Origin of the sequence: Pseudomonas sp. GD03944, assembly GCF_029839275.1 — a bacterium.
Classification (GTDB): domain Bacteria; phylum Pseudomonadota; class Gammaproteobacteria; order Pseudomonadales; family Pseudomonadaceae; genus Aquipseudomonas.
Window position 1 is genome coordinate 223,008 of record NZ_JAOCAH010000005.1, and the last position, 23,928, is coordinate 246,935.

Annotated in this window: 21 protein-coding genes and 1 pseudogene; 9 read left to right on the plus strand and 13 right to left on the minus strand. The window is 63.8% G+C overall.

The window, feature by feature from the left end; genetic code table 11:
- Positions 1 to 3: 3 nt before the first annotated feature.
- Positions 4 to 282: a Rho-binding antiterminator gene (locus N5C28_RS10745; protein ID WP_279822160.1), complete on the plus strand. Its 279-nt coding sequence runs from the start codon at positions 4 to 6 to the stop codon at positions 280 to 282.
- A gap of 189 nt (positions 283 to 471) precedes the next feature.
- On the opposite strand, the gene N5C28_RS10750 is transcribed toward N5C28_RS10745, so the two are convergent.
- Positions 472 to 1,245, minus strand: a complete 774-nt coding sequence (locus tag N5C28_RS10750; RefSeq protein ID WP_279822162.1) for a helix-turn-helix transcriptional regulator — start codon at positions 1,243 to 1,245, stop codon at positions 472 to 474.
- 86 nt (positions 1,246 to 1,331) lie between these two features.
- Here N5C28_RS10750 and N5C28_RS10755 point away from each other — a divergent pair.
- Positions 1,332 to 2,515, plus strand: a pseudogene (locus tag N5C28_RS10755) (MFS transporter).
- Positions 2,516 to 2,675: 160 nt separating this feature from the next.
- Here N5C28_RS10755 and N5C28_RS10760 read toward each other — a convergent pair.
- Positions 2,676 to 4,259, minus strand: a complete 1,584-nt coding sequence (locus N5C28_RS10760) for an aldehyde dehydrogenase (NADP(+)) (protein ID WP_279822163.1) — start codon at positions 4,257 to 4,259, stop codon at positions 2,676 to 2,678.
- 202 nt (positions 4,260 to 4,461) lie between these two features.
- Entirely contained in the window at positions 4,462 to 5,463 is a 1,002-nt protein-coding gene (araD1, locus tag N5C28_RS10765; RefSeq protein ID WP_279822165.1) for an AraD1 family protein, read from the minus strand.
- A gap of 130 nt (positions 5,464 to 5,593) precedes the next feature.
- Between araD1 and N5C28_RS10770 the strand changes: the two genes are divergently transcribed.
- Entirely contained in the window at positions 5,594 to 6,535 is a 942-nt protein-coding gene (locus tag N5C28_RS10770) for a LysR family transcriptional regulator (RefSeq protein WP_279822166.1), read from the plus strand.
- On the opposite strand, the gene N5C28_RS10775 is transcribed toward N5C28_RS10770, so the two are convergent.
- Entirely contained in the window at positions 6,532 to 7,713 is a 1,182-nt protein-coding gene (locus tag N5C28_RS10775; protein ID WP_279822167.1) for a fumarylacetoacetate hydrolase family protein, read from the minus strand. The two genes, N5C28_RS10770 and N5C28_RS10775, sit on opposite strands and share 4 nt — an antisense overlap.
- 166 nt (positions 7,714 to 7,879) lie before the next feature.
- Here N5C28_RS10775 and N5C28_RS10780 point away from each other — a divergent pair, with 166 nt between their 5' ends.
- The 5 genes from N5C28_RS10780 to N5C28_RS10800 all read left to right on the plus strand — a co-directional run bounded on the left by N5C28_RS10780 (position 7,880) and on the right by N5C28_RS10800 (position 13,075).
- Positions 7,880 to 8,824, plus strand: a complete 945-nt coding sequence (locus N5C28_RS10780; RefSeq protein WP_279822168.1) for a LysR family transcriptional regulator — start codon at positions 7,880 to 7,882, stop codon at positions 8,822 to 8,824.
- Between the two features lie 157 nt (positions 8,825 to 8,981).
- Positions 8,982 to 9,971: a tripartite tricarboxylate transporter substrate binding protein gene (locus N5C28_RS10785; RefSeq protein ID WP_279822169.1), complete on the plus strand. Its 990-nt coding sequence runs from the start codon at positions 8,982 to 8,984 to the stop codon at positions 9,969 to 9,971.
- A 69-nt stretch (positions 9,972 to 10,040) separates the two neighbouring features.
- Positions 10,041 to 10,496, plus strand: a complete 456-nt coding sequence (locus N5C28_RS10790) for a tripartite tricarboxylate transporter TctB family protein (RefSeq protein WP_279822170.1) — start codon at positions 10,041 to 10,043, stop codon at positions 10,494 to 10,496.
- Positions 10,497 to 10,506: 10 nt separating this feature from the next.
- Positions 10,507 to 12,027, plus strand: a complete 1,521-nt coding sequence (locus N5C28_RS10795; RefSeq protein WP_279822171.1) for a tripartite tricarboxylate transporter permease — start codon at positions 10,507 to 10,509, stop codon at positions 12,025 to 12,027.
- A gap of 1 nt (position 12,028) precedes the next feature.
- A complete protein-coding gene (locus N5C28_RS10800; RefSeq protein WP_279822172.1) occupies positions 12,029 to 13,075 on the plus strand; it encodes an Ldh family oxidoreductase in 1,047 nt (348 codons plus the stop codon).
- A gap of 184 nt (positions 13,076 to 13,259) precedes the next feature.
- Here N5C28_RS10800 and N5C28_RS10805 read toward each other — a convergent pair whose 3' ends face one another.
- The 6 genes from N5C28_RS10805 to N5C28_RS10830 all read right to left on the minus strand — a co-directional run bounded on the left by N5C28_RS10805 (position 13,260) and on the right by N5C28_RS10830 (position 19,325).
- Positions 13,260 to 14,468, minus strand: a complete 1,209-nt coding sequence (locus tag N5C28_RS10805; protein ID WP_279822173.1) for an alpha-hydroxy acid oxidase — start codon at positions 14,466 to 14,468, stop codon at positions 13,260 to 13,262.
- Between the two features lie 59 nt (positions 14,469 to 14,527).
- Positions 14,528 to 15,376, minus strand: coding sequence for a fumarylacetoacetate hydrolase family protein (locus N5C28_RS10810; RefSeq protein WP_279822174.1), 849 nt, complete (start codon positions 15,374 to 15,376; stop codon positions 14,528 to 14,530).
- A complete protein-coding gene (locus N5C28_RS10815) occupies positions 15,373 to 16,287 on the minus strand; it encodes an NAD(P)-dependent oxidoreductase (protein ID WP_279822176.1) in 915 nt (304 codons plus the stop codon). Before N5C28_RS10815 ends, N5C28_RS10810 begins: the two co-directional genes overlap by 4 nt.
- Before the next feature lie 65 nt (positions 16,288 to 16,352).
- Positions 16,353 to 17,372: a TRAP transporter substrate-binding protein gene (locus N5C28_RS10820; protein ID WP_279822177.1), complete on the minus strand. Its 1,020-nt coding sequence runs from the start codon at positions 17,370 to 17,372 to the stop codon at positions 16,353 to 16,355.
- A gap of 102 nt (positions 17,373 to 17,474) precedes the next feature.
- A complete protein-coding gene (locus N5C28_RS10825) occupies positions 17,475 to 18,752 on the minus strand; it encodes a TRAP transporter large permease subunit (RefSeq protein ID WP_279822265.1) in 1,278 nt (425 codons plus the stop codon).
- Between the two features lie 69 nt (positions 18,753 to 18,821).
- Positions 18,822 to 19,325 carry a TRAP transporter small permease gene (locus tag N5C28_RS10830; RefSeq protein ID WP_279822178.1) on the minus strand — a complete coding sequence of 168 codons (504 nt, stop codon included), beginning with the start codon at positions 19,323 to 19,325 and terminating at the stop codon, positions 18,822 to 18,824.
- 213 nt (positions 19,326 to 19,538) lie between these two features.
- On the opposite strand from N5C28_RS10830, the gene N5C28_RS10835 reads away from it, so the two are divergent.
- Positions 19,539 to 21,074 (plus strand): altronate dehydratase family protein, encoded by a 1,536-nt coding sequence (locus N5C28_RS10835; protein ID WP_279822180.1) that lies wholly within the window; start codon positions 19,539 to 19,541, stop codon positions 21,072 to 21,074.
- A 10-nt stretch (positions 21,075 to 21,084) separates the two neighbouring features.
- Here the strand turns inward: N5C28_RS10835 and N5C28_RS10840 are convergent, their stop codons facing one another.
- The 3 genes from N5C28_RS10840 to N5C28_RS10850 all read right to left on the minus strand — a co-directional run bounded on the left by N5C28_RS10840 (position 21,085) and on the right by N5C28_RS10850 (position 23,901).
- A complete protein-coding gene (locus N5C28_RS10840) occupies positions 21,085 to 22,062 on the minus strand; it encodes a GntR family transcriptional regulator (RefSeq protein ID WP_279822181.1) in 978 nt (325 codons plus the stop codon).
- Between the two features lie 287 nt (positions 22,063 to 22,349).
- Positions 22,350 to 22,943 carry a LysE family translocator gene (locus N5C28_RS10845; RefSeq protein WP_279822182.1) on the minus strand — a complete coding sequence of 198 codons (594 nt, stop codon included), beginning with the start codon at positions 22,941 to 22,943 and terminating at the stop codon, positions 22,350 to 22,352.
- Between the two features lie 118 nt (positions 22,944 to 23,061).
- Complete coding sequence (locus tag N5C28_RS10850) at positions 23,062 to 23,901, minus strand: AraC family transcriptional regulator (RefSeq protein ID WP_279822183.1); 840 nt, start codon at positions 23,899 to 23,901, stop codon at positions 23,062 to 23,064.
- Positions 23,902 to 23,928: the final 27 nt, after the last annotated feature.

Here is a 23,928-nt window from a genome sequence, read left to right on the forward strand (position 1 = left end):
GACATGAACACGTATCAGCCGCTGGACTGCGATCTGCACGATTACCTGGAGATCGCCTGTATGCACCGCTATCGCCTGGACATCGAGCTCGTCGATGGTCGCCGTTTTCAGGCTGATGCGCTGACCACCCGGACCTCCGCGCAGAAGGAAGAGTTCTTCTGCCTGCGCGACGACGAGGGCCCGTTCGAAGTGCGCCTCGACCAGTTGAGCGCCATCACGCCAACGAACCAGGGCGCGAGCTTTGGCCGGGTGGAACTGGCCAACATGGTCTGCAAGATCTGACACCGGCTCCAAATCGAAGGCCCGCCGCGCTTACCACGCGGCGGGCCTTTTTGTTTTCGTTGGCGGTGCAGGCCTGATGACCGGCGTTGTGCCCATGGTGGGTTACGGCGCGGGGGGCCTCGTATCGCTCAGGCGTTCTTTGACAGGCGCCTAACCCACCCTACGGGGTAACGGAGGCGAAGTCGCCTGCTAACGGATGCTGCCGATCTCGCTGAGCTGGTTCAGGGTGCCGACATAATTGCGCGGGGTGTCGCCCAGCAGACGCTGGAACATGGCACTGAAAGCGCGCGCACTGCCGTAACCGAGGACCTCGGCGACCTGCTGCACGCTGTCCCCGGCAAGCAACCGTGGCAGGGCTTCCATCAGGCGCAGTTGCTGACGCCAGGTGTTGAAGTTCATCCGCAGCTCCTGCTGGAACAGGCGCGCCAGGGTCCGCGAACTAGCCCCCACCTGCAATGCCCAGTCTTCCAGGGTGTACGGATGATCGGGACGGCGCAGCAGGGCCAGGCAGATCGCCTGCAAACGCCGGTCCTCGGGCATCGGCACATGCAACGGCAGGTTCTCCAGGTTGCTGATTTCTTCCAGCATCAGTTGCTGGATCAGCGGGTTTTCCGCCTGTTGCGGGCCCTGCACCGCCCGTAGGATCAATTCGCGCAGCAAGGACGTGACGGCCAGCACGCAGCACTGCTGCAACCCCGCCGGGCACAACGCCGGGGCGATGAACAGCGAGCGCATGTGCACCTCGCCGACCATGAAGATTTCGTGCTCCACCAACGGCGGAATCCATACGCCGCGAGTCGGCGGAATCACCCAGGCGCCCTGCGCCGTGACCACGCGCATGGTGCCGCAGGCCGCATAGAGGAACTGCGCCTCGCGGTGGCTGTGCAGCACCTGGTGCGCACCGGCTGGGTAATCCCGGGGATAGGCACTCACCGGGCCGTGGAAGAAGCGGTCGATCAACATTGTCCGATCCAGTGACTTTTATGTCAGGAATACGATTTATCGCCAACCTAGCATGGAAATCCCTTTCCATCATCGGCCTTCGCTCCATGACCCAAGCCCGCCACGTGATCCGCTACATCAACGCCGCCCATGTGATCGACCACATGTTCATGCTGATCTTCCCTGCCGCCGTGCTGGCGATGACCCAGGCGTTCGCCCTGGATTATGCCGAGATGATCGGCCTGTCCCTGGGCGGCTTCATCGCCTTCGGCGCGTGTCGCTACCGGCGGGCTGGCTGGGTGACCGCTGGAGCCGGCGCAGCATGATGCTGGGGTTCTTTTTCGGCATCGGCGCCGCGGCGATCTTCACCGGCCTGAGCAGCAGCGCACCGATGCTGGTGGCCGGCCTGACGCTGATCGGCATCTTCGCCGCGATCTACCACCCGGTCGGCACCGCGATGCTGGTGGCCTATGCGGAAAACCGTGGCAAGGAGATCGGCATCAACGGCATGTGGGGCAACCTCGGCGTGGCGTTTTCCGCCCTGGTCACCGGCCTGCTGGTGGCGCATTTCGGCTGGCGCTGGGCCTTCATCCTGCCGGGCCTGGTGGCCATCGCCCTGGGCATCGGCTTCGCCCTGCAGGTGCGCGAAGAGCCGATTCCCCAGCGCCCGCACGTCGGGCTCAAGGGCGCTGGCGGCCAGCGGCTGTCCATGGTGCTGGTGTTCGGCGTGCTGGCCCTGGCCACGGCAACCAGCGGCGTGGTGTTCAACGCCACCACCATGACCTACCCCAAGCTGTTCCAGGAACGCCTGCACGACCTGCTCTCCTCGCCCCAGACATTGGGCATCGTGGTCAGCCTGGCCTACGCCTTCGGTGCGGTGGCGCAACTGAGCATCGGCCGGGTGCTGCACCGGATCAGCCTGAAATGGCCGTTCCTGATCCTCACCTGCTGCCAGGTGCCACTGCTGTTCGGCCTGGCCATGGTCGAGGGCTGGATGCTGGTCGCCCTGGGCGCGGCGCTGATGTTCGTGATTTTCGGCCAGGTCACCGTGAATGATGCGATGGTCGCCAACTTCGTCGCCCCGCAGTGGCAATCCCGGGTGTTCGCCCTGCGCTATTGCCTGTCGTTCGGCGCCAGCGCCCTGGCCATCCCGCTGATTGCCGTGGTCGAGCCGCGACAGGGTTTGCTGGGGCTTTATCTGATCCTGACGGGCTTTGCCGCCCTCACCTTCGCCGCCGCGCTGATCTTCCCGCGCACGCCAGCGGAGTCGGCCCTGGGCCAGGCCGCCTGAAACCACTGCGCCTGAATCCACTGAAAGACAGGCGAAAAAAAGCCCGTCACAGGGACGGGCTAAAACGTGGTACCGCCGGGCGCGTCGAGGTGACACGTCCGGCGGGGGTGGATCTCCCCGGCACCGGGCATGGTGCCGGGGAGAAGCCAGTCGGGTCGGATCAGTTGATCGCGTCGCGGCTCGGGGTGCCATCGACCAGGCGCAGCAAGCCCAGCGGGTTGGCGTTCTGCAGCGCTTCGGGCAGCACGTCGTCCGGGTAGTTCTGGTAGCAGACAGGACGCAGGAAGCGGTTGATCGCCAGGGTACCGACCGAGGTACCGCGGGCGTCGGAGGTCGCCGGGTACGGGCCGCCGTGGACCATGGAATCGCAGACTTCAACACCGGTCGGGTAACCGTTGAGCAGCACGCGGCCAGCCTTCTCTTCCAGCAGCGGCAGCAGGTCGCGGAATGCGCTCAGGTCGTCGCGCTCGGCGAGCAGGGTGGCGGTCAGCTGGCCGTGCATGCTCTGCAGGGCGCGGACCAGTTCTTCGCGATCAGCCGCTTCGACAACGATGGTGGTCGGGCCGAAGACTTCTTCCTGCAGCAGGTGGTCGCCTTCGAGCAGCATGCTGACGTCCGCCTTGAACAGCTGCGGCTGCGCCTGGTTGCCCGCCTGCTCATTACCGGCCAGGTGGCTGACCTTGGCGTGGGCGTTCAGCTGGGACAGGCCGCCCGCGTAGCTGCGCAGGGTGCCGGCGTTGAGCATGGTCTGGGCCGGCTGGGCACCGATGGCGTCCGCCAGTTGGGCGACGAAATCGCTGAACTCGGCGCCACGGATACCGATGACCAGGCCAGGGTTGGTGCAGAACTGGCCGCAACCCAAAACCACGGAGCCCGCCAGTTCCTTGGCGATGGTGGCGCCACGGGCCTGCAGGGCGCCCGGCAGGATGACCACCGGGTTGACACTGGACATCTCGGCGAACACCGGGATCGGCTGCGGACGGGCAGCGGCCAGGTCGCACAGGGCACGGCCGCCTTTCAGCGAACCGGTGAAGCCGACGGCCTTGATGGCCGGGTGTTTGACCAGCGCCTCACCGACACCGGAGCCGAAGATCATGTTGAACACGCCTTTGGGCATGCCGGTCTTGTCGGCGGCGCGGATGATCGCGTCAGCCACGGCTTCGGCAGTGGCCATGTGGCCGCTGTGCGCCTTGAACACCACCGGGCAGCCGGCGGCCAGGGCGGAGGCGGTATCACCACCACCGGTGGAGAAGGCCAGCGGGAAGTTGCTGGCGCCGAAGACGGCAACCGGGCCGAGACCAATCTGATACTGACGCAGGTCAGGACGCGGCAGCGGCTGGCGATCCGGCAGGGCGCGGTCGATGCGCGCACCGTAGAAGTCGCCACGGCGCAGGACTTTGGCGAACAGGCGCATCTGGCCACTGGTACGGCCACGCTCACCCTGGATGCGGCCGGCTGGCAGCGCGGTCTCGCGGGTCACCAGGGCCACGAAGTCATCGCCCAGGGCGTCGATTTCGTCAGCGATGGCTTCAAGGAATTCGGCACGGCGCACGGCCGACAGGTTGCGGTAGATCGGGTACGCACCGGCAGCAGCGACAGCAGCGGCGTCCACTTCTTCCGGCGTGGCTTGAATGAAGGCATAAGGCAGTGCTTCGCCAGTGCTGGCGTCGACGCTCTTGTGCTGGATGCTGCCCGCGGCACGGCGCTCACCGCCGATGTAGTTGTGGCCAGTAAGACTCAGCATGGCGTTCTCCTGTCAGGTGAGTGACGGTGACGGGTAATCGTCACCGGAACAATGAATTGGCCCCGGTTTCAGGTTCGGGGTGGCAACCAATACCACAGTTGTCAGACATATGATAACTGACCTGTGCATTCGGTGTGAGGGCGTAAAGCCAATCCACCGCGAAAAAATCATCCGACAACGGCGTTACCGGACCCGTGGAGGCTTACAGCGGGCGTACGCCCCCTACCCCAATGGCAGGCGCCTGCACGCGGATACCGTTGCGCAGCGGCTGGCCCAAGGCCTCCAGGCTGACCTCGAAGGTATCCCCCGGTTGCGCCTTGATGCCGTCGGCGAACGACAGGGTCGCCGTACCGAAGAAATGCACGTGAACATCGCCCGGGCGCAGGAACTGGCGGTATTTGAAGTGGTGGTACTCCAGGTTCTCCAGGGTGTGGCACATGTTGTCCTCCCCCGACAGGAACTCCTTCTCCCACAGCACCTGGCCGCCGCGACGGATGCGGCTGGTGCCGGACAGGTGGCGCGGCAGCTCGCCGATCAGCAGCTCCGGGCCGAAAGAACAGAAGCGCAGTTTCGAATGGGCCAGGTACAGGTAGTTCTTACGCTCCACCACGTGGTCGGAGAACTCGTTGCCCAAGGCGAAGCCGATGCGATAGGGCTGGCCGTCGTCGCCGATCACATAGAGCCCGGTCAATTCAGGCTCTTCGCCGAAATCCTCGGCGAAGTCCGGCACCGGGAAGTCCTCGCCGGGGCGCACCACGATGCTGCCGTCGCCCTTGTAGAACCACTCCGGCTGTGCACCTTCGCTGCCCGCCGCCGGACGACCCCCGGCCAGGCCCCACTGGAACATCTGCATGGTGTCGGTGAGCTTACCGTCGGCCTGCTGCGCTTCGGCCTGCTGGTGCATCTTGTCGCGGGTCGACGCGCTGCCCAGGTGGGTCAGGCCGGTGCCGGACACCAGGCAGTGGGCCGGGTCGGCGTGGTCCAGCGGCGCCAGCACGCGACGCTGTTCCAGGAGCTCGGCGTAGACCGGGCCGGCCTCGACGCCCAGGCTTTCGATCTCGGCAATCAGGCCATGGCCGTTGCGAATGGCCTGCAACGCCAGTTCACGGGTGCTGGCGACTCCCTTGATCACGCTGATGCGCTCACCCGTCACGACGCCGACCTGGCGCTGGCCTTGTCCGTCTTCAAATTGAATCAGCCGCATGGCACTGCTCCTGTTGTCTTGTTGTTCTTGCTCGCCGCCCTTGCGGCGTTGCTTGGCAGGCACTTTAAAAACTGGTCGGAGTGCTGCCTAATGAAAGCTTCTGATTAGGTGATAACTTTTCCTCATCCCCATGCTGCCACCACTGACCTACATCGTTTCTCGCCTGCGCATTCGCCAGTTGCGGTTGCTGATTGCCCTCGATGAGCTGGGCACGGTGCACCGTGCTGCCGAGCGCATCGCCATCAGCCAGCCGGGGGCAACCAAGGCGCTGCACGAAATCGAAACGACCTTCGGCACGCCGCTGTTCACCCGCACGGCACAAGGCCTGCACGCCAATGACCTGGGACGCTGCGTGATCCGCTACGCGCGGCTCATCCATAACGACCTGGCACACCTGCGCGAGGAGATGCAGGGCATCCTGCAGGGGCATGGCGGGCACCTGGCGGTGGGCACCATCGCCGGCTCCGTCCCGCTGGTGCTGCGCGCACTGACCGGCCTGCGGCAGATGCAACCGGACATTTCGGTGCAGATCGTCGAGGACATCAGCCCACGCCTGCTCAAGCTGCTCGACGAAGGCCGCCTGGACCTGGCCATCGCTCGCACCAGCGGCAGCCAGCACCCGGACACGTACGAATGCCTGAGCCTGCACCCGGAACGCCTGGCGCTCGTGGCCAGCCCGCAGCATCCACACCAGGGCAACCCGGCGTTGAGCCTGGCTGACCTGAGTGCCTACAGCTGGGTGGTCTACCCCACCGGCACGCCGATGCGCACGGTACTGGAGCGCGAGTTCGGCGAAGCAGGCCTGGCGTTTCCACGTTACCCGCTGGAAACCTCCTCGACCTTCACCATGCTCAGCCTGCTGCAGGAAGACCCGCAGCTGGTGGCGGTCATGCCCTACTCCATCGCCCGCTCCAACGAGGGGTTCGGCTTGCTGCACCGACTGCCGCTGGAATTGCAGTCGCGCAATGAACCTTGCGCCATCGTCCATCGCCAGGGCACCAACCTGTCACCGTTGGCGGCCCTGATGCTGGAGCGACTGCGCACGGAGCAACAGGCGCTGAGCGAGACCTAGGCCCGTTGGCGCTGGGCCAGGTTGTCGATGAATGCCAGCAGACCAAAGCTCCAGGGAGCCAGCGCGCTGCTGTGCTCTACGCGGTTGTGCAACGCACCGAGCTGACGGCTGCTGATGCTGACCCGGTCGCCCAGCTTATGGGTGAAGCCGTTGCCCGGCTGATCACGGTCTTCCGTGGGCGCGAACAGCGTGCCCAGGTACAGCAGAAAACCGTCCGGGTACTGGTGGTTGGCGTTGAGGGTCTGGCTGACGATATCCAGCGGGTCGCGGCTGATCTGGTTCATGCTGCTGCGGCCGTTGAGCACGAAGCCGTCCTCCCCTTCCACGCGCAGGTCCACCTCGGCATTGCGCACGTCGTCGATGTCGAAGCTGGCGTCGAACAGACGGATGAATGGGCCGATGGCGCAGGAACCATTGTTGTCCTTGGCCTTGCTCAGCAGCAGCGCGCTGCGACCTTCGAAATCACGCAGGTTGACGTCGTTGCCCAGGGTGGCACCCACCACCTGGCCACGGCTGCTGACCACCAGCACCACTTCGGGCTCCGGGTTGTTCCAGGCCGACTTGGGATGAATGCCGATGTCCATGCCACTGCCCACCGCCGCCAGCACCGGCGCCTTGGTGAACACCTCGGCATCCGGACCGATACCTACCTCGAGGTACTGCGACCAGAGGCCCTTTTCCTGCAACAGGGCCTTGATCCGTTCGGCGTTCTCCGACCCCGGCACGATGTTGCGCAGGTTATCGCCGATCACGTCGCGCACCTGGGCGCGGATTTCCTCGGCGCGCTGCGGATCGCCGCCGGCACGCTCTTCGATCACCCGCTCGACCATGCTCGAGGCAAAGGTCACCCCGGCCGCCTTGATCACCTGCAGGTCGGCGGGCGCCAGGAGGCTCGGCCGCGCCGGATCGCGCTCGCTGCCACTGTTGGCAAGCAACTCGGCCACGCTGCAGACCCGCAGGGCACGGTGGTCGTGCACCCGCGCCGGCAGATTTTCCAGTTCACACAAGCCGGCCAGGGTGGGGGCCAGGGCGCTGAGGTCGAACACGCCGTCCTCGTGCAGCAGAACGGGCGCGGGGCCGGGTACGGGGCCGGGAAGCCAGATACGGCCGATCAATGTGCCGCTCAGGCCATCTTCGGGCAGCGTGTTATCGGGGGTCAGAACGATGGGGCGGGCCATGGCGATGCTCTTTTATTGTCGTGGAGAGGCGGCCGGGCTCCATAGATCAATGGAGGCTGCGGCCGATGCTGTGCGACCATAGCCAAGCACTTGCACCTGCGACCAATGACGAATCGTCAAGGCCCGATACACGCTGGTTATCGCCCCCGAACTTCCTGGTAGCTCCATGACCGTGACCCTGAACAAGCTCCCCGCCCTGCACAACTGGCTGCGGCTGCGCCACCTGCAGCTGATCGAGACCCTGGCCGACACGGCCAACATGCATGCCACCGCGCAGCAGATGGGACTGAGCCAACCGGCCGTGAGCAAGATGCTGCGCGAGATCGAGCAATTGCTGGATTTTCCGCTGTTCGACCGCCAACCCCGGGAGCTGGTCGCCACCGAGCTGGGCCAGGTGGTGATCGCCTTCGCGCGGCGCACGCTCAATGACTGCCGGCATTTCTCCCAGGAGTTGCAGGCGCTGCGTGAGGGCGGCTACGGCCACCTGCGCATCGGCGCGATCGTTGCCGCGGCTGCGCAGGTGGTGCCGGCCACGCTGCTGCACCTGAAGCAGCAACGCCCGCTCCTGACCGTCGAACTGCTCGAACACACCAGCGACCATTTGCTGTACATGCTCCAGCACAAGCAGCTGGACCTGATCATCGGGCGCTTCATCGAGCCGCATCAGGCGGAAAGTTTCAGTTACCAGGAGCTGGCCTGCGAGCCCTTCCTGCTGTGCGCGGACACCCACCACCCCCTGGCCCGCGAGGCGGCCCCGAGCGCCAGCGACCTGGAGAACTGGCCCTGGATCGTCTACCCGGCGAACACTCCGCTGCGCCGCATGAGCGAACAGGCGTTCAGCGACGCCGGCATCCACTTTCCAATCAACCGGGTGGAAACCGCCTCGGTGCAATCGACCCTGCACCTGCTTCACCACAACCAGGCGCTGGCCCTGCTGCCCGAATCCATCGTCCTGCAGCAGGTCGCCCTGGGCCAATTGGTCCTGCTGCAGCCGCCGCTGCAGACCCCATCGCTCGGTTATGGCCTGATCCGCCGCCGAAACGAACCGTTGTCACCCAACGCCGAACAGTTCTGCGAGGCCCTGCAGCACGTGCTGGGGGCACGTGGATAACTGCACGTTATGGATTGATTACTAAGCCTCATTAGACAGTCATACTTGTCAGACAATAGTTTGCAACCCATGCCCGGCTCTCTGATACGGGCTATCGCGACTGCGCAGCACGCTGTGCCTCCGTGATCACTGACAATAATTTCAACAGGTGACTGTCATGCTTTCGTATCAGGCTGTGCGCGCCTCGCGCCGTACCTTGAAATCCCTCCTGCTCTCCGCGCTGCTCGTCTCGCCCATGGCCATGGCGGCCTACCCGGACAAACCTATCCAACTCATCGTGCCCTGGGCCGCCGGCGGCGGTAGCGACGCGGCTGCACGGGGGATCGCTGCAGCACTGGAAGCCGAACTCGGTGTCACCATCAACGTCGTCAACCGTGCCGGGGGCAACGGTGTGGTCGGGCATAGCGTGATGGCAGCGGCCCGCCCGGACGGCTATACACTGGGCTTCATCACCGGCGAGCTGAACATGATGCACTGGCAGGGGCTGACCAAGCTGACCTACAAGGACTACACGCCAATCGGCATGACCAACTACGACTACCCGGGCGTACAGGTCGCGGCGGATTCCCCGTACAACAACGTCAGCGAGCTGCTCGAGGCCATCCGCAACGAACCCAAGGGCACCATCAAGGCCTCGGGCACCGGCCTGGGCGGTATCTGGCACGTGGCCTTCGCCGGCCTGCTGCTGGAACAGGGCATCGCCCCGGACAAGATCACCTTCGTGCCGAGCCAGGGCGCAGCACCGGCCATGGTCGAACTGGCGGCGGGCAGCATCCAGCTGGTCCCGACCTCGGTTCCCGAAGCCCGCTCGATGATCGAAGCCGGCCGCGCCAAAGGCCTGGCCATCCTGTCTCCCGAGCGCAACCCGGCCTTCCCGGATATCCCGACACTGAAGGAAAGCATGGGCAGCGACTACTCGCTGGGTGAATGGCGCGGCATCGCCGGCCCGAAGAACCTGCCGCCGGAAATCGTCGACAAGCTCGAGGCTGCGCTGGAAAAGGCCTACAACTCGGAGATGTACAAGAACTACATGCAGAAGCTCGGCTTCGGCATGGAGTGGCACAACGCGGCCGACTTCTCCACCTTCCTCGAAGCGAACAACACGTACATGGGCGAGATCATCGAAAAGATCGGTATGAAGAAGTAATTCAGCCAGCCGCCACGACGCCCCTACGGGGCGTCGTTCGTCGTTGCCCCGTCGTAAGAGAACACCCCTATGAAAGACCTTTTGTTCGGCCTGATCTTCATCGTTACGGGGATTGCCGTGCTGGTGCTCGCCCGTGATTTCCCCTCCGTTCCGGGCATGCAGTATGGCGCCGACCTGTTTCCGTCACTGATCGCCATCGGCATGATCCTTGGCGGCATCATCCTCAGCCTCAGCGCCGTCAAGCAACTGCGCCAGAGCACCCATACGTTCCAGCTGCCACCGCGTTTTCTGCGTTCCACCCTGGGCGCGGCACTGCCGTGCGTGATGGTCGCAGCCTACATCCTGTTCAACGAAACCCTCGGCTCGGCCCTGATGATGCTGCTGATCATGCTGGCACTGCTGGTCCAGCAAGGCGTGCGCGTCCTGCCGGCTGGCGCGATCAGCGTGGCTGCCACGGCCGTGATCAGCCTGTCCTTCGGACACCTGCTCAAGGTTCCCCTTCCAACCGGACCGCTGGGTTTCTGAGGAGCCACACATGAACGAATTAATTGAAGGCATGCTGCTGGTCTTCAACTTCAAGACCATTCTGGTGATTCTGATTGCCGCCGTATTCGGCGTCTTCGTCGGCGCCATTCCCGGCCTGTCGGCCACCATGGCAGTTGCCCTGCTGGTACCGATCACCTTCGCGATGGAACCCACCGCGGCCATTGCGGCAATCATCACCACAGCTGCCATGGCCATTTTCGCCGGTGATATTCCCGGCACGTACCTGAATATTCCGGGCACCCCTGCTTCCGCCGCCTACGTTGCCGATTCCGCCGCCCTGGGCCGTCAAGGGCGTGCCAGGGAGGCCCTGGGCCTGAACGTCACCTGCTCGGTGATCGGGGGCCTGGCCGGCACGCTGGTGCTGGTAATGATCGCCCCGTCGCTGGCAGAGTTCGCCCTCAACTTCAGCTCGTTCGAATACTTCTGGTTGGCCATACTGGGCCTGGGCAGCGCGGTATTCATTTCTCAGGGTTCGGCGGTCAAGGGCTTCCTGTCCCTGATGGTCGGCCTGCTGCTGGCCACCGTCGGCCTCGATCTGGTCACGGGCGCCCCGCGCTTCACCTTCGACGTGCCAGACCTGATGGCCGGGATCAACTTCATCCCGGTGATGATCGGGTTCTTCGCCATGTACGAAGTCATGAAGCTCTACGGCAAGATCAAGTCGGCGGACAGCAGCACCGCGCCGACCATGGCCCCGCAGCATGGCAACGTGTTCGGCAAAGTGCCGATGCACCTCAAGCGCTATTGGAAGAACGTAATGCGTGGCAGCACCTTGGGCGCCTTTATCGGTGCCCTGCCTGGGGCCGGTGCTGACATCGCGGCCTGGATCGCCTATGCCGTGAGCAAAAAACGTTCGAAAACCCCTGAAGCCTATGGCAACGGTCATGTCGAAGGCCTGGTCGACGCCGGCTCGGCCAACAACTCCGCGGTCGCGGGCGCCTGGGTTCCAGCCCTGGTGTTCGGCATTCCCGGCGACTCGATCACGGCCATCGTCATCGGCGTGCTGTACATGAAAGGCATGAACCCCGGCCCGACCATTTTCATGGACAACAGCGCCATGGCCTATGGGTTGTTCACTGCGTTCTTCGTCGCCAACCTGATCCTCCTGCCCATCGGCTACCTGGCGATCCGCAGCGCGCATATCTTCGCCGTCACCCCGACACGGGTGCTGATGCCGATCATTCTGTGCTTCTGCATCGTTGGCGCCTTCGCCATCAACAACAGCCTGACCGATATCTGGATCATGCTGGCCTGCGGCATCGTCGCCTACATGATCGCCACGGCGGATTTCCCCATCGCGCCGGCCATCCTCGGCCTGGTGCTGGGCAATATCCTGGAAAGCAACTTCATGACCTCGATGATCAAGGCCGACGGCAACCTGTTGGCCTTCGTCGAACGCCCGATCAGTATCTGCCTGGCGGTCCTGGTGCTGCTGATCGCCCTGTTCCCGCTGATTGCCAGGCTCTGGCGCTCGCGCGGCAACGCTCTCCTGATCCCGAAGGAATCCTAGAATGAGTCGTATCGCTCCCCACGCGCTCGAGCGCTTCGTCGAACAGCTGTTCCTCGATGCCAACGTCAGCCCCGAGGTCGCCGCCGTGGTCAGCCGGGTGCTGGTGGAAGGTGACCTGCTCGGCCACCACACCCATGGCGTCAAACTGGCCCAGGGTTACCTCAAGGACCTGCGCAACGGCCAGGCCAAGGGCAGTACGACCCAGCTGCAGATCGTCAAGCAGAGCCCCGCGGCGGTGCTGTACGACGCCGGTTACCTGCTCGGTCCGTATTGTGTCGAACAGGCGCTGAATTTCACCGCCAAGGCCGCACGTACCTTCGGCATTGGCGTAGCGACCATTCGCCGTTCGCACCACATCGCCTGCCTGGCGGCCTACCTGCAGCGCTACACCGAGCAAGGCCTGATGCCGCTCGTGCTGACATCGGACCCGGCCGTGGCCTCGGTCGCGCCCCACGGCGGCCTCGATCCGGTTTACACCCCCAACCCCCTGGGCATCGGCATTCCCACCGGCGACAAGCCGATCCTGATCGATGTCAGCATGTCGACCATCACCAACGGCCTGGTCAACAAGACGCACCAGGCCGGCGGCCAGCTGGAGCATGCTGCGCTGATCGGCCAGGACGGCCAGCCGACCCGCGATACCGCCGCCTACTTCACCACTCCACCGGGCGCCATCCTGCCGCTGGGCAGCCTGGAGTTCGGCCACAAGGGCTTCGCCCTGGGCACCATGGTGGAAGCGTTGACCGCCGGCCTGGGCGGCTTCGGCCGCAAGGACGGCGTCAAGCAATGGGGCGCGGCGGTCACGGTACTGACCTTCGACCCGGCCTTCTTCGGCGGTGATGAGGCGTTCAAGGACGAAATGGATCACTTCGTCGACGCCTGCCTGAGCAGCCGCCCGCGAGAGCCGCAGAATCCGGTACGCATGCCGGGGCACGCGGGTATCACGCGACGCCGCAAAGCCTTCGAGCAAGGGTTGCAGTTACCGGATGACGTCCTGGCCGCATTGCGTGGCGCAGCGGCCGATGCGAACTGCGCCTACCCCTTCTGAACGAACGTTCCCACGCATGCGTGGGAACGCCTCTTCCGGCGCTGTGCCGACCTGATTGCTCCCCCGCTACGCTCTCGCGTACGAGGCCGCCGTGTACCAGGGCACACCGCCCGGCCAGACACGCTGGCGTCGGGCGTTCTCCGGGCAAAAAAAAGGGCGGTTGAACCGCCCCTTCCGTTATCCCTCACGACGGCCGTATGGCCTCGGCCATCGCCCGCCAGTGCGGCGCATGAATCAGGTCAGGCGTCAGCTCTTCCAGGCTGGCACACCCTAACAGGCCGAGGGTGCGATCCAGTTCGCTGCGCAGTATCTCGATCGAATGTGCAGCGCCCGGCCCCTTGCCCGCCGCCAGGCCGTACAGGCCGGCACGGCCGATCAGCACGCCGCTGGCGCCCAGCAGCAATGCCTTGGTGATGTCGCTGCCCCGGCGGAAACCGCCATCGAGAAACACCTCCATCCGCCCCTGGGCGATACGCACCACCTCCGGCAGCGTCTCCAGGGCCGACACGGCGCCGTCGAGCTGTCGCCCACCGTGGTTGGACAGCACCACGCCATCCACGCCGTATTGCATGGCCAGCCGGGCATCGTCCGGGTGGATCATGCCCTTGACGATCAGCTTGCCCTGCCAGATGTCGCGCAACCAGGCGATATCGTCCCAGCTCAGGGTCGGGTCGAGTTCGGCCGCCAGCGCACTGGCGGCACCCTTGACCGAGTCCTTGCCTGGCGGCAACAGGTCGCCCAGGTTCTTGAACCGCGGCACGCCGTCGGGCACCAGCACGTCCCAGACCCAACCGGGATGACGCAACACGTCCAGGCGATTGCGCAGGTCAAGGTGCAACGGTTTCACGTAGTTGCGCTTGTCCCATTCGCGGTTACCGAAGATCGCGCTGTCGGTGGTCACCATGATGGCTTCAAGATTCAGGCGCTTGACGCGATCAACCAGTTTGGCCACGTGGTCGCGGGTGCGGTACAGGTAGATCTGCATCCATGCCCGCACGCCCTCGACAGCGGCAATGTCCTCGATCGAGGTGGTGGAGGCGTTGCTCAATACAAACGGAATACCAGCCTCGGCGGCCGCCCGGGCCAGGTGCAGGTCGCCGTCCCGGGTCAACAGTCCGTTGAAACCGGTGGGGCCGATCATGAACGGCAGGCGGGCGGTCTTGCCGAAGAATGTGCGGTTCAGGTCCCGCACGCCCACGTCACGCAGCGTTCGCGGTTGCAGCGTCACACTGTCGAAAATCGAGCGATTACGCTGCAGGGTGAATTCGTCGTCGGCACCGCCTTCAACGTATTCGAAGGAAAAATTGGGCAGGCGCCTACGGGCCATTTCGCGCAGCTCGGCAATATTCTGCGCCCGGCGAAAATCCCGCCCCGGATACAAGCGTCGTTGCATGTTCGAACCCCATGATGGTCATGCCAAGGGCGCCCAAGGTCCTGGGCACCCTCGTTGGATCAGCCCTGCCAGGCCACTACGTCCTGGCGCTGCTCGCCCAGACCGCTGATGCTCAGGGTCATCCGGTCTCCTGCCTTGAGGAACTGCGGCGGCTTCATGCCGGCCCCCACGCCCGGTGGCGTGCCGGTGCAGATCACGTCACCGGGATTGAGGGTCATGAACTGGCTGATGTAGCTGACGATTTCATCGACGGAAAAAATCATCGTACGGGTATTCCCCTGCTGGCGTACCTCACCGTTCACACTCAGGCGCAGGTCGAGGTTGCCCAGGTCGCCCATCTCGTCGGCGGTGACCAGCCAGGGACCGATCGGCGCAAAGGTGTCACAACCCTTGCCCTTGTCCCAGGAGCCGCCCCGTTCATGCTGGAAGGCTCGCTCGGACACATCGTTGACGATGCAGTAACCGGCGACATGCGCCAGGGCGTTCTCGCGCTCGACGTACTGGGCCTTGCGACCGATGACGATCCCCAGCTCCACTTCCCAGTCGGTCTTCTGCGCGCCGCGCGGAATGATCACCGGGTCGTTCGGCCCGCAGATCGCGCTGGTTGCCTTCATGAACAGCACCGGCTCGCTGGGCACCGGCAGGTTCGATTCCTTGGCGTGGTCGGCATAGTTCAGGCCGACGCACACCAGCTTGCCGATGCTGGCGATGGGAGCACCGATACGCTCGCCCGCCTTGACCAGGGGCAAGCTGTCGGGGTCCAGCGCCCTCAGCTCATCGAGCACCTGCGGGTCGAGCGTGCGCGGGCTGATATCCAGGACTTGCGCAGACAGGTCGCGCAGGCTGCCATCGGCCGCCACGACTGCCGGTTTTTCCCGACCAGGCGGGCCATAACGCACCAGTTTCATGCCTTCTCCTCATGGGCGCGCACCTGCACACCATTGATCTCGCCCAGCACATCGAACAGGCGCGGCACGTACTTGTCACCATGCCCGAGCGCCTTGGCCAGCATGAACGTCTGGTACACGGCATCCGCGACCATGGCCGTAGCCGGCGTCGACTTGGTCAGTTCGGTGTAATAGCGCATGTCCTTTTCGCAATTGGCCAGCGCAAACTGCTGGCCTGAATCATCGCCACTCAACACATAGGGAATGATCCGTTCGAAGGTGCGGCTGTAGCCGCCGCTCATGCTGCAGATTTGCGCGAAGGCGGCCAGGTCGATCTGGTTCTTCGCCGCCGTGCAGAACGCCTCGGCCAGGATCGTGGCGTTGCCTTGGGAAATGAAGTTATGGATCACCTTGGCCTTATGCCCCGAGCCCAGCGGCCCCAGGTGATGAATGGTTTCGGAAAAGCACGCCAGCACCGGGCGAACCCTTTCAAGCACCTCGGCGTCTCCCCCGGCCAGCACGTTGAGACGTCCCAGGACCGCATCCTTCGGGGTGCGATTGACCGGCGCATCGAGGTAATGGCCACCCCGTTCGACCACCTGCGCGGCGAGCTCCGCCGTACGGTTCGGATCACCGGTACTGCAATCGACGACGATTTGCCCCGGACGCAAACCCGCCAACACACCAGCGTCGCCAGCGAGTGTCTTACCGACCTCGGCAGTACCCGGCAGGCAGAGCAGCACCACGTCGGCGGCGCGGGTCAGTTCGGCGGCATTGCCAAACTCGCGTGCGCCCTTGGCAACCAGGTCCTCGACCGGTTGGCGATTACGGTGTGCCATGACGCCCAGCGCAAATCCCTTCTGCTGGATATTGGTGGCCATGGCGTGGCCCATCAGCCCAAGGCCGATGAACCCCACATTGATAGCTGTCATTACGAATCCACCTTGCTTGCGGATGCGAAGACCGGCACCGATGCGCCGGTCTCATGGATGAAGGGTTACTGGGCGCTGCGGACCTTGGCGATCTCCGCGTTCATTTCCGCCATCAGATCAGCACCGTACTCGGCAATCAGCTTGTCGCTGGACGGCTGGGTCTGCGCGCGCATGCGCTCGATCTCCGCCGGCGCTACATCGTTGATTTCCATGCCGTGCTTGGCCAGTGCCTCGCGCGAGCTGACGTCCATTTCGCGGGAAACCTTGCGCTCGTAGGCCTGCGCTTCCAGGGACGCTTCACGAACCAGTTGACGCTCGGTTTCGTTGAACTTGTTCCAGGTGCGCTTGCTGAAGATCGCCACCAGCGGGTCATAGAAGTGACCGGTCAGCGACAGGTACTTCTGCACTTCGTAGAACTTCGAGGTCTCGATGGCAGCCAACGGGTTCTCCTGGCCATCCACCGTACGGGTTTCCATGGCGGTGTAGAGTTCGGTGAACGACAGCGGCACCACGTTGGCACCCAGGGCCTTGAAGGTCTCGATGGCGGTGGGAATTTGCTGCAGACGCAGCTTCAGGCCCTTGATGTCTTCCAGGGTGTTGACCGGGTGCTTGCTGTTGGTCACGTGGCGGAAGCCATGGTCCCAGTAGCCCAGGCCAATGATGCCGTGCGGTTCCAGCTTGCCCAGCAGGTTCTGACCGGCCGGACCGTCGAGTACGGCATCGACCTCTGCCGCGTTCTGGAACAGGAAGGGCAAGCCATACAGGCCAAACCCCTTCTCGATACCGGTCAGCAGGCCAGGGGTGACCAGGGTCATGTCCACGGTGCCGCCCTGCACGGAAGAAATCACCTGGGCGTCGCCGCCCAAGGTGCCGCTGGCGAACACCATCACTTTCATCTTGCCGCCGCTTTTCTCTTTGACGATCTCGGCGAACTTCTGCGCACCCAGGCCATGCGGGTGATCCTTGGCCTGTACGAACGCGACCTTGATGGTGTGCCGGTTGATGTCCTCTGCGTACACCGCCGCGGAAACCAGCATCGCAGACGTACACAGCAGAGCAGTCAGTGCTTTAGGGATGAATTTCATGGCTAGGTCCTCTTGTTGTTATTACTGCCTTGGTCGGCACGGAAATGGGCATGCACCCGTTCACGCCAGTTGAACACCGTCAACTGGTGCAAGGTTTTTCGGTTAGAAGAGCCACTGCGCCGGAACCAGCAGCAGCTGCGGGAAGGCCAGCAGCAGCCCGATCACCAGCAGTTCCGCCAGCAGGAACGGCAGGACGCCGCGCGCAGTGGCCAGGAAGTCGATCTTCGACACACCGGCCACGACGTTCAGCACCAGGCCAACCGGTGGCGTGATCAGGCCGATGGCGCAGGTCATGACGAAGATCACGCCGAAGTAGATCGGATCAATGCCCGCCTCGACCGCCACCGGCATCATTACCGGCGCCAGGATCAGGATGATCGGCGACATGTCCATCGCCATGCCGATCAGCACGATGATCGCCACAATCAGCAGCATCAGCAGGCGTGGGCTGTCCATCAGCGGCTCGAGAACCTCGATAACCGAGCTCGGCAGATCGGCCACGGTGATCATCCAGGCCGCCACCATCGCGGAAGCCACGAGGAACATCACCATCGCCGTGGTCATGACCGAAGACACCAGCACCTGGTACATGCTTTTCCAGGTCAATTCCCGGTAGATCACCAGCGACACGAACAATGCATACACCGCCGCGACAACACCCGCCTCGGTCGGGGTGAAGATTCCGGCACGCAGGCCGACCAGAATGATGATTGGCAGCAGCAACGCCCAGACGCCCTCGTAGAACGCCTTGAGGATTTCCTTCAGCGGCGCGCGCGGACGGGTGATAAGGGTTTCCCGGTTAGACACCAGGTACCAGGCAACGCACAGCGACATGCCCATCATCAAGCCCGGAGCGATGCCGGCCAGGAACAGCTTGGTGATGGAGACGTTGGCCGCCACCCCGAACAGGATCAGGCCAATCGATGGCGGCAGGACCGGCGCGATGATGCCCGACGCCGCCACCAGCCCTGCCGAGGTCGCCTTGTCATGCCCGACCTTGACCATCATCGGCACCAGCAAGGCGGCCAGCGCCGCAGCGTCGGCAGCGGCCGAGCCCGACAGGCTGGCCAGCACGCAGGCCGCCAGGATCGTTACATAGCCCAGGCCGCCCTTGATGTGGCCTACCAAGGCAACCGCCATGTTGACGATGCGCTTGGACAAGCCGCCCGCGTTCATCAGCTCACCGGCCAGCATGAAGAACGGCACGGCCATCAACGGGAAGCTGTCGGCCCCGTTGACCAGGCCCTGGGCCACGATCTGCGCATCGAACAGATCGAGGTGGTACATCATGGCCAGGGCACAGATGATCAGTGAATAGGAAATGGGGACGCCAATCGCCATGGCGCCCAGCAGGGAGATTACGAATATCGCGATGATGATCATCACATCACTCCGGTTTTTATTATGAGGCGCGCGCCGCCAAGCGCGGGCGGGGTATGGGCAGGCGAATTACTGGTGGACTTCGGCAGAAACGTCCGGGCGATGGATTTCACCACCACCGGCCAGCCGTGCGATTTCGTACAGGTGGATGGCGCACGCCGACACCCCGAAGAACACCCCGGAGCCATAGAACAGCCCCATCGACCAGCCGGAGACCGGTGACGGCATGGTCCAGTTGATCTGGACCTGCTGCCAGCTACCCCAGAAGAACAGGCCCGAGCAGACCAGCATCAGCAGTTGCGAAGCGATCAGGCAGCCCCGCTCGCCCCAGCTCGGCAAGGCGCGCAGCGCCAGGTCAACGCCCATGTGACCGCGCTCGCGCAGCAGCACCACGGCCCCGATAAAGGTCAGCCAGACAAACGCCCACCGGGAAATTTCTTCGGAGACCAGAATGCTTTCGTTGAATGCGTAGCGCAGGACGACGTTGCCGAACACCAGGACCACCATGGTGATCAGGCAGATGATTCCCAGCACCTTGAGCAGCGTGAAGTAGCCCTCGATGACTTTATGCATGGCGGCCATCCTGTCGAACAGGACGATTCGAGTCGGTGCGGGAAAGGCAGGAATGATGGGCAGATAGGGCCATCTGTAAAAACCTCGAATTGTTGTTTTTGTATGCCGTTCGACGGCTATGTGAAACGACCATATCACCCAAAAACATTGCGTGCAATGTTCATTTTTGTCAGTATCGATGCCACTCGATAAAACAACAATGAGAAAAATCCCATGCAACTCATTACGCAAAACCAGTCCGTGGTCATCCTCAGCGACGCCGATTCCGTGGCCGTCGCCCGCAAGGCACTGGCGCAGGGCGTGCGCGTCGAAAGCCTCGGTCTAGACGCTGTCGACGACATCCCGAGCGGTCACAAGATCGCGCGCAGGGCCATCGCAAAAGGCGAGCCGGTGCTCAAGTACGGACAAGTCATCGGTGTCGCCACCCAGGACATCGCCGTCGGCGCTCACGTCCACACGCACAACGTGGCCATGCCGGACAGCCATGCCAGCAGCGAGCTGCCACCCACCATCGCGCGCAGCGCCGTACTGCCCCCCGAACAGCGTCGACGCTTCATGGGTTACCGTCGGCCGGACGGCCGCGTGGGCACGCGCAACTACATCGGCATCCTGTCCACGGTGAACTGCTCGGCCACGGTGTCCCGTGCCGTCGCCGCGCACTTCAACGGCTCGCCATTGCTCGAGCAATACAACATCGACGGTGTCGTGGCGCTGACCCATGGCAGCGGCTGCGCCATCAACACCGACTCGGAAGGGTTCAAGTTTCTCGAGCGCAGTATCTGGGGCTATGCCTGCAACCCGAATATCGCCGGCGCGCTGATCATCGGCCTGGGCTGCGAGACCAACCAGATCTCCTCGCTGATGAAGCGCTACAACCTCAGCGAAGGGCCGAACTTCCGCGTCTTCAACATTCAGAACGCCGGTGGCACCCGCGCCAGCATCGCCAAGGCCATCGAGCAGGTCACCGACATGCTGGCCGCGATCGGTCGCCTGGAGCGCACCTCGGAGAGCGTGGAACACATCATGGTCGGCATGCAGTGCGGCGGCTCGGACGGTTATTCGGGTATCTCCGCCAACCCGGCACTCGGCCATGCCGCCGACCTGCTGGTCCGCCACGGCGGCACGGCGATTCTCAGCGAAACGCCAGAAATCTACGGTGCGGAGCATCTGCTGATCGCGCGCGCCACCAGCCATGAGGTGGCGCAAAAGCTGCTCGATCGCCTGACGTGGTGGGAAAACTACACCCGCATCAACGGCGCGGAGTTGAACAACAACCCCTCACCCGGCAACAAGGCCGGCGGCCTGACCACGATCCTGGAGAAGTCCCTCGGCGCAGCGGCCAAAGGCGGTAGCAGTTCCCTGAACGGCGTGTACGAATGGGGCGAGCCGATCACCGAACACGGCTTCGTGTTCATGGACAGCCCGGGTTATGACCCGGTATCGGTCACCGGCCAAGTCGCCTCAGGCGCCAACATGATCTGCTTCACTACCGGGCGCGGCTCGGTGTCCGGCTTCAAGCCGGCCCCCTGCATCAAGCTGGCGACCAACACCGACATGTACCGCCGCCTGGAAGAAGACATGGACATCAACTGCGGTGGCATCGTCGACGGCGAGCTGAGCGTCGCCGAAGCCGGCGAGAAGATCTTCGACATCCTGGTCGAAATCGCCTCGGGGACGCCGTCCAAGAGCGAGCAGTACAACTACGGGGACAACGAGTTCGTCCCGTGGCAGGTCGGCGCGGTCACCTGACCGCGCGCCATCAGGAAAACCGTTCCAGGTAGGGCACAGCCGTCACGCGGTTGTGCTCCCTGAAATGCGCCAGACGCTGCTTGACCTTGCGCTCGGCGATGACCAGGTGCTCTTCCATGCATTGCGCCGCCAGGTCCGCATTGCCCGCCTGCAGGTGTTCGAAAATGCTCAGGTGCTCGCGGAAGAACGGTTCTTCATCCGGGAAGTAACTCTTGTCGAGCAGGATGTGCTTGCCCGACAGCAGCAAGGAGTGGGTACGCCGCAGGATCTGCAGCATCTGCCGGTTCGGGCAGCGCCCCAGGGTTTCGATGTGCAGGTCACTCTCCAGGTCATCGAACTGGCTGCTGTCCATGTCCGGATAGAGGTCCATCGCCCGGTGCAGGCGTTCGATGTAACCGCTGAGCTGCTCAGGCTGGATGAAGGCTGCCGCCCGCACCAGTACGTAGGGCTCAAGGCGCCGACGGACTTCGTAGAGTTCGCCGAGGCGTTCTTCATCCCACTGCGTCAATTGCCAGCGCGAACGCTCGTCACGCTCCACCAACCCCATCAGCGACAGGCGCGTCAGCACCTGGCTGGACACCGTACGGCTGATCGAATAGTGCCGCGACAGCTCCAGCTCGTTGATCCGATAGGTGCCGTACAGCGAGTGATGCAGCAAATCACGCTCGATCCTGTCGTAAACCGCCTTCCAGCTTTCGGTTTTCCGAGGTGCTTCTGCACTGCCCTCTTTCAGCGTGAAATCACTGCTTTCCAGCTTGCGCCTGAGCACCTCACCCGGCTGCGCTCCGACCAGATAGCCGCGGCCGTCGAAGGTGCATATCAGGCCTTTTTCGTTAAGGTTGACGAGCGCCTGACGCACCGGAGAGCGGCTCACGCCAAACAGCTCCGCCAAAGGCCCCTCCAACAGCAACGTACCCTTTTTCAGGCGCCCCTTCTTGATGCTCGCCGCAATGATTTCAAAGAGTTGGTCGTTGAGATGCTTTTTCATTCGTTATTGTTTTCACTGTCGTTGGCCAGCGCTGGCCACCTGCACAACTGTAGCAAGGTTGCAGCACCAGCCCATTAATCGCAAAGGCCATGCAACCCTACTGCCCCCCTCATAGGGTGCACCGAGGCCACACAGATCACTTTGCGTGCAATGTACCTTATTGCCATCCATCGGCAACACCGGATGATCATACGACACGAATGAATCCTGCAAACCACCGCGCTCAGGGGAGCGCGTATCCACATGTTCAAACCGCGAAGCGGTGCGTGAATACCGTTCCCATCACGCTAGCCAAGCAGACTGGTCCAGGTGGCAACGAGCAGCAGGACGGCCAACCCCTGGTTGAGGCGTTTCATCGCCGCTGCGGAGCGCACGTAGCGAGCCGCCCCGACGCCCAGGCAGGCCCACACGCCCAGGCAGGGAATCGCCACCAGCAGGAACACCAGGGCGAACAACCCATAACGGACCGGGCTGGCCTCCTCCCCGACAAACACGCTCACCACGGCCAGCGCCATCATCCAGGTTTTCGGGTTGACCACCTGCAGCCCGGCGGCGCCAAGGAATCCAAGGGGCCTGGCCGCACTGTGCGCCTCGATGCCCTCGCCCGCGCTGCGAAACAGCTGCCAGGACAGGTACGTCAGCCAGGCACAGCCACACCAGGCCATGGCCTGCTGCACCCGCGGGTAATGAAACAGCAGTTCGCCCAGGCCAACGCCCACCACCAGCACCAGGCCGGCCGCTCCCAGGCAGGCCCCGAGAATGATCGGCCACGCCTTGGCAAGGCCATAGCGGGCGCTGTTGCTGAGCACCAGGATGTTGGTCGGCCCCGGCGTGATCGAGGCGACGAAAGCGAACAGCACGAACGGCAGCCACTGGCTCATGCTGGCCACCCCAGAACGCGGCACGACGCAGGAAATGACGGAATAAAGGCAGGAACAACGGACGGCATGGCAGCAGGCTCGCTCGATTCGACAGGAACCGACTATCGCCACCTGCCTGTCAGCTGTCTGGAAGATTCGAGCAGCGTCGTCGGTAGTTAGCGGGCGTCAGCCCATACGAACGGCGGAACCAGCGCCCCAGGTGGCTCTGGTCGGCGAACCCCAGGGCCATGGCCACCTCCGCCGGCGCGTGCCCGTGGGCCAGCAGGCTGCGCGCCTTGCTCAGGCGCAACTGGATCAGGTAGGCATGGGGCGCCAGGCCGAATGCCGACTTGAAGGCTCGCGACAGGCGAAAGCGATCGACCCCGGTGGCCAGGGCCAAATCATCCAGGCCTACGTTCTGCTCCAGGTGCGCATGCAGGTAATCCCGCGCCCTCAACGCCACGGCAGGCAACCGCGGGTCGTGCACCAGCGTCGGCCGCCAGCGCAGGTGCGCCGACAGCTTGCCCAGCAAGGCGTCCAGCGTGGTCTGGCGGACGATGCGCAACTCCGCCGTCTGCAGGCTCTGACAGGCATCGGCGATCAGCTGGATCAGGGCGGGCTCGGCACTCAGGGTGCTGGCGAAACTGGGCAGGCAGTCGTTCGGGGCGTCCTCGTGCAGGGCGCGCAGTTCACGCTCGATCCACTGCGGTTGCAGGTACAGCATGGAATAGGTGAAGCCACCCTCGGTCGGCGCATGGCCGTCATGCAACTCGCCTGGCTCCAGCAGGAACGCCTGGCCGGGCGTACTGCTGTGCAGGACCTTGCGGCAATGGAACTGCTGCACGCCCTGCTCGGTGAAGCCGATCAGGTAGCTGTCGTGCCAGTGCGGGTCGTAGGCGTGCCCCTCGAAATGGGCACGAATGGTCTCGATCCCCGTTTCAAGGTCTTTGTTCAAGTTGATCCAGCTGTGACCGCCCACTTGTGCCTACTCACCCGCGCTGCCCGG

Excerpts from the sequence above, each read along its gene's own strand:
- N5C28_RS10745 (WP_279822160.1), top strand. The coding sequence starts at position 4 with ATGAACACGTATCAGCCGCTGGACTGCGATCTGCACGATTACCTGGAG.
- N5C28_RS10750 (WP_279822162.1), bottom strand. The coding sequence starts at position 1,245 with ATGTTGATCGACCGCTTCTTCCACGGCCCGGTGAGTGCCTATCCCCGG.
- N5C28_RS10760 (WP_279822163.1), bottom strand. The coding sequence starts at position 4,259 with ATGCTGAGTCTTACTGGCCACAACTACATCGGCGGTGAGCGCCGTGCC.
- araD1 (WP_279822165.1), bottom strand. The coding sequence starts at position 5,463 with ATGCGGCTGATTCAATTTGAAGACGGACAAGGCCAGCGCCAGGTCGGC.
- N5C28_RS10770 (WP_279822166.1), top strand. The coding sequence starts at position 5,594 with ATGCTGCCACCACTGACCTACATCGTTTCTCGCCTGCGCATTCGCCAG.
- N5C28_RS10775 (WP_279822167.1), bottom strand. The coding sequence starts at position 7,713 with ATGGCCCGCCCCATCGTTCTGACCCCCGATAACACGCTGCCCGAAGAT.
- N5C28_RS10780 (WP_279822168.1), top strand. The coding sequence starts at position 7,880 with ATGACCGTGACCCTGAACAAGCTCCCCGCCCTGCACAACTGGCTGCGG.
- N5C28_RS10785 (WP_279822169.1), top strand. The coding sequence starts at position 8,982 with ATGCTTTCGTATCAGGCTGTGCGCGCCTCGCGCCGTACCTTGAAATCC.
- N5C28_RS10790 (WP_279822170.1), top strand. The coding sequence starts at position 10,041 with ATGAAAGACCTTTTGTTCGGCCTGATCTTCATCGTTACGGGGATTGCC.
- N5C28_RS10795 (WP_279822171.1), top strand. The coding sequence starts at position 10,507 with ATGAACGAATTAATTGAAGGCATGCTGCTGGTCTTCAACTTCAAGACC.
- N5C28_RS10800 (WP_279822172.1), top strand. The coding sequence starts at position 12,029 with ATGAGTCGTATCGCTCCCCACGCGCTCGAGCGCTTCGTCGAACAGCTG.
- N5C28_RS10805 (WP_279822173.1), bottom strand. The coding sequence starts at position 14,468 with ATGCAACGACGCTTGTATCCGGGGCGGGATTTTCGCCGGGCGCAGAAT.
- N5C28_RS10810 (WP_279822174.1), bottom strand. The coding sequence starts at position 15,376 with ATGAAACTGGTGCGTTATGGCCCGCCTGGTCGGGAAAAACCGGCAGTC.
- N5C28_RS10815 (WP_279822176.1), bottom strand. The coding sequence starts at position 16,287 with ATGACAGCTATCAATGTGGGGTTCATCGGCCTTGGGCTGATGGGCCAC.
- N5C28_RS10820 (WP_279822177.1), bottom strand. The coding sequence starts at position 17,372 with ATGAAATTCATCCCTAAAGCACTGACTGCTCTGCTGTGTACGTCTGCG.
- N5C28_RS10830 (WP_279822178.1), bottom strand. The coding sequence starts at position 19,325 with ATGCATAAAGTCATCGAGGGCTACTTCACGCTGCTCAAGGTGCTGGGA.
- N5C28_RS10835 (WP_279822180.1), top strand. The coding sequence starts at position 19,539 with ATGCAACTCATTACGCAAAACCAGTCCGTGGTCATCCTCAGCGACGCC.
- N5C28_RS10840 (WP_279822181.1), bottom strand. The coding sequence starts at position 22,062 with ATGAAAAAGCATCTCAACGACCAACTCTTTGAAATCATTGCGGCGAGC.
- N5C28_RS10845 (WP_279822182.1), bottom strand. The coding sequence starts at position 22,943 with ATGAGCCAGTGGCTGCCGTTCGTGCTGTTCGCTTTCGTCGCCTCGATC.